This window comes from Paracoccus fontiphilus (assembly GCF_017356265.1).
Taxonomy (GTDB): Bacteria; Pseudomonadota; Alphaproteobacteria; order Rhodobacterales; family Rhodobacteraceae; genus Paracoccus; species Paracoccus fontiphilus.
Map to the genome: position 1 here is coordinate 1 of NZ_JAFNAW010000121.1, position 4,560 is coordinate 4,560.

At 64.2% G+C, this 4,560-nt stretch carries 3 protein-coding genes and 1 pseudogene; all 4 read right to left on the reverse strand.

All coding sequences use genetic code 11. The annotated features are described in order from the left end of the window. Positions 1 to 90: 90 nt before the first annotated feature. A complete protein-coding gene (repC, locus tag J0F76_RS19925; protein ID WP_207472142.1) occupies positions 91 to 1,257 on the reverse strand; it encodes a plasmid replication protein RepC in 1,167 nt (388 codons plus the stop codon). Positions 1,258 to 1,433: 176 nt separating this feature from the next. Further along, on the reverse strand, positions 1,434 to 2,396 hold the full coding sequence (repB, locus tag J0F76_RS19930; RefSeq protein WP_207472143.1) for a plasmid partitioning protein RepB: 963 nt from the start codon (positions 2,394 to 2,396) through the stop codon (positions 1,434 to 1,436). After that, complete coding sequence (gene repA, locus J0F76_RS19935; protein ID WP_207472144.1) at positions 2,393 to 3,595, reverse strand: plasmid partitioning protein RepA; 1,203 nt, start codon at positions 3,593 to 3,595, stop codon at positions 2,393 to 2,395. The genes repB and repA overlap by 4 nt, the downstream gene beginning before the upstream one ends. A 455-nt stretch (positions 3,596 to 4,050) precedes the next feature. Next, positions 4,051 to 4,560 (reverse strand): annotated as a pseudogene (locus tag J0F76_RS19940) (recombinase family protein); the annotation flags it as partial.

Sequence of the window (4,560 nt, forward strand, 5' to 3'; positions counted from 1 at the left end):
GTCGGCCAGGTCTGCGATCTGTTCTCCGACGAGGAATGCTACAACTACTTCAAAGCCGCAGGTTATGAGGTCGATTGAGTGCAACAGGATCTAGCAGTTCACAGCTGTGAACTCTGGTTCAGTGCGCGCAACCGATCTTATCAGCCTGCCAATCGAAAACTGTCCGGCCTCAGCCTTCGATGCGAGTGTTCGTAGGTAGGCTCCTGGAGAACGTATCTGCGCAAACCTCTGCAGGATCGCCGCCAGGGCGGCTGCCGCACAGGCGGCTCCCATCTTCTGTTTCGCCAGGAGCCAGACGGAAGGTTCGATGCCCATCATCGGGCTAACTTGGTCGGCGGCGCTTACCAGCCCAGGCCAGTCACGGATGGGATGGCTGCTGAACTGAACGATGTCACGGCAAGCCGAGGTGACGCAGGCCAAGGCAAGGTCGGGCTGTTCCGAGTGCGGCAGGCAGATATCTTCTTCTTCGCCCCTTTCAGATTCAGATTCTTCTTTATCTGAACTCTGATAGTGCTGCTCATTCTGGCTGTCCCTGATGCTCAGATCGTCTGTCTGGCAGTCGGCCATGGCACCCTGGATGTCGCTCAGTGCGGCGGCAAGGTCAGCGCGCAGGGCTGACAATTCCGCCAAGCCAAGTCTCCGCCGAAGGGTTCGCGCGGCAAGGGCAACAAGGTCCCGGTGCTGATCGCTGCGGGGCAGGGCTTGGCCTTCCACCAGGTCTAGAAGCCCGGTCACATCCCGCCGCATCAGGCTGATGTCATCGCGCAGGCCCGCGATCACCGTGGCGACATCGCGGGCCTGCTGGGCGGCGGCCTGGATTTCGCCCGCGCGCTGCGACAAGGGCGAAAGGTCAAAGCCGAAGCGTTGTTCGCCCAGGGAACTGCGGCGGACGTATCGTTTTCCGTTGGGGCTGTCATTGCGAAGGATCAGGCCGGCCTGCACCAGACGGGCAAGGTGGCGGCGCATGGTCGAGCAGGGCATCCCGTTGAGCCGTTCGCAGATTGCCGCATTCGACGGATAAACGATCAATCGCGCCGGATCGTCCAGATCGTTGCCCGGATGGAAGCTGACAAGCGCCTGCAGGACAGTCAGGTCCCGGTCCGTGACGTCAAAGGCTTCGCGTCCGGCCACAAGATCCCGCAGGATGGCCCACTTGTTGACGTGGGTGCCGGGCGCGGGCTGCATCAGCGTCGCGTGGCGGTGGATGCGGACAGCATCCACCGGTCGCCGGAACGGCGTTATGGCATGGTAAGTCATTATTCATTCACGAAGACAAAGAAATCCCGCGCCGCAAATCACAAAGGGACTTGCAGAGGCTTTCGACGGCGACTACCTTTAATGTGCTACGATCAAAGGGTCTCGTGAGGCTTTGTGCTTTGCGGGACCTTTTCCTTGGCCGGGTCGTGCCTCCTTGCTGTTATACTGTCCTGCCCTCAGCCGCGCTTCTTCCAGCGGGCGTGAAGTTCCTCGATCGCGCCGGCTGCTTCGGACTGCAGCCATTCCGCAAATTCCATATCCTCGGTCCTGATCTCCAGCCGCACCCCGGTCTTGGTCCTGACGACCTTGCCGGCGGGCTTGCCGTCGATCGTCAGCGCGCCCGAATCCCTGGGTGTCGGGCGGGGCAGGGTGGCCAGTTTCCGTAAACGACGGATTACCGCATCGAACGCTGCGACCGAGGGATCGGCAACGTCCGGATCGGTCTGGCCCCTGACGCGCGCCGCAAGCTCGACCAGTTCCGAACGGTCGATGTCGGTTTCGGCCAAGGCGGCGGCCAGGGCCTCCCATCGGGGGCGGCCGGTGCCATGGGCTGGGCCGATGGCCGAGGCGAGATCCGGACCGACGTTCCGGACAATCGACAGCGACATCGAGATTGCCGATTTCGTGACGTTCAGGATGTCGGCGATCTGGGCTTGGCTGCCGAATTCGCTTTCGACCAGTTGCCGGGCGAACATCGCGCGTTCGATGAAGCTCAGTTCGCGGCGGCCGGTATTCTCGGAGGCTTGCGCGCGAATGGCGGCGCCGTCGTCCATCGAGGCGATCATCGCGCGGATCTTGGTGAGGTGGTCCGATCCCCGGACGGCTTCCAGACGCCGGCGGCCATAGACCAGCAGGTACCGGTCCGGGTCCGAGGGATCGCGGCGGACCAGGATCGGCACGGTCTGCCCCACCGCCTCGATCGAGGCGCGAAGGTCGGCCACATCCTGCGGGTCCATCCGGTCGGCGGCGCGGTCGTCGACGATCTGGTCCGGGTCCAGTTCCCAGATCCGGTGGCTGTCCACGGCATCCCGCGCCGAGCGCAGCGCGCGATTGTTCGACATCATCGAGGGCGGCGCGCCGGCCGCCCCCTGGGCCAGGTTGTCCAGCATCGACATCCGGCGCTTCTTGCTGTCGCTCATTTGCGCCCCCAGGTCTGCTGGATCAGTTGCGCGATTTCGTCGTTGACGGCGTTCAGGCTTTCGATGGCGCGGTCATAGGTGGACCGGGTGAAGGCCGAGCGTTCGACCTCGTAAAGGGTCTGCTTCGTCAGCCCCGCGTCCGAGATGGCGGTCGACTTCAGCATCGGCGCGTTCAGGACCTTGTCGCCATACATCGTGCGCAGAAAGGCCACGATCCGGTTCTGCGGGGCGTCCGTCGGCTCGTAGCGGGTCAGCAGATAGCGCATCCAGTCATGCGACATGTCCGCGCCGCTTTCCGCGATCACGTCCATCAGGTCGGCGGTCATCCGCAGGAACTGGCTCATGGACATGACGTCCAGCATCTCTGGATGGATCGTAACCAGCACGCCCGTCGCCGCCGACAGGGCGGACATTGTCAGAAAGCCCAGCTGGGGCGGGCAGTCGATGACCACGACGTCATAGTCGGGATCGACCTGCGCCAGCGCTTCCTTGACGCGGAAGAAGAACAGCCCGGCATTGCCCTGCGCCAGGGCCCGGGGCGTCTCATGCTCGAACTCCATCAGCTCCAGGTTGCCGGGGATCAGATCGAGATTCGGCAGGTAGGTCTTGCGGATCACGTCGCGGATCGGGGCAGGGTCCTCATAGCGGATCGCGTCATACAGCGTCCCGCCGTCCTGCAGGTCGTATTCCGGCTGCACCCCGTGCAAGGCCGTCATCGATGCCTGCGGATCGAGATCGATGGCCAGCACGCGATAGCCCTTCAGCGCAAGCCGCTGCGCCAGATGGGCCGAGGTCGTCGTCTTGCCCGACCCGCCCTTGAAATTCATCACGCCGATGATCTGCAGCTTGTCGCCGGGCTGGCGTCCCGGCAGATAGGTCCCGGGATTTCGTGCGGTCTTTTCAAGCATTTCGCGCAGTTCCTGGATATCCTGCACGGAATACATGCGGCGGTTGCCGGAGGTCGTCTCGGGCGAGGGGCCCTTGCCGTCCAGATGCAATTTCCGCAGATAGCTGTCGTTGACATCCAGAAGCGCGGCAGCCTCGCCCGAGGTGAACCTGCGCATGGCCTTGTGGGCGTCAGGCGGAAACAGGTTCTCACGCTGGGCGTGCAGCTGACTGGCAAGCCACTCGGAATGTTGCCGAATGACCGTGTTCAGGTTTTCCTGGTCCAGAGCCTCGCCTGCTCTTTGTTCTCGCATCGCCGTGTTCACGAATATTGCCGTTTTGCCGCTCTTTTTCGTGACTATGGTTGAGAATCATTCGCCTTGGCAAGCAGAATTCCCGCTCATGGCGGGGGTGCCTGCCGGTCCTGCCCGGCAGCCGGATCGATCTTCGCCGATGCCGGTCCTGTTTCGACAATGACAGCCGGACTGTGCGCCCCTCCGCCGGCGCCATCAACCGGGGCTGCGAGATGTCGCTGCCCCGTGCCAGATGCCGCAGGCTCTTTCCACATTGCGGCTTGGGACATCTGGCGCGGCAGTTCCAATCCGTGCCGCCCAGCGGCGCTGACAAAGAAAACTCGCGGTTCCCGACCTGCAGACGGACAAAGGCATGTTGCTCGGCGCCAAGGAAAAGGGAGGTTTGTCAGCCACGGCGATCTTCGTTGCAAAGCGGCTGTTGCCTGCGCCAAGGCGGATGGCCGAGGAGCCCCCCTTCACGACACTCCGCTTGTCATTCCCATCTTTTCGGCCCGCACCAGCAGGGACCGGACGGACGACGGATACCACTTGGAGCTGCCGCGCGGGGTGCGTTCGCGCATGTCCTCCAGCCGCCTGGCAATGCCCGCCAGCGTCAGGTCGGGATCGGCATGGCGCATCCCCGCGATGATGGCCAGCAGCCGGTCGTCAGGGGTGCGCCGCGGGGCGCGCTCCAGCACCGTGGCGGGCAGAAGCCCGTCGCGGACATAGCGGCGGGCCGCGCGCTTCAGCCGCTCGACCGTCCAGGGCTGACCCGTGCGTGCGCCCAGAAGCCGCGTCAGGTCGTCCCAGACCATCCCGGGCCGGTGGCGGCGCACCAGAGGCAGCCAGGTGTCGGCCGTGGCTTCGATCTTCCTGAAATAGGTTTCGTCCCGGGCCGCGCGCAGCTTGCGGATCGCCTCGCGGTCGCCGGCTTTCAGGGCCGGATTGCCGCCGACCCGCCCCTGGGCGCGCGCCGCCCGCAGTCC

Coding starts and splice junctions, on each gene's coding strand:
- repC (WP_207472142.1), bottom strand. CDS start 1,257: ATGACTTACCATGCCATAACGCCGTTCCGGCGACCGGTGGATGCTGTC.
- repB (WP_207472143.1), bottom strand. CDS start 2,396: ATGAGCGACAGCAAGAAGCGCCGGATGTCGATGCTGGACAACCTGGCC.
- repA (WP_207472144.1), bottom strand. CDS start 3,595: ATGCGAGAACAAAGAGCAGGCGAGGCTCTGGACCAGGAAAACCTGAAC.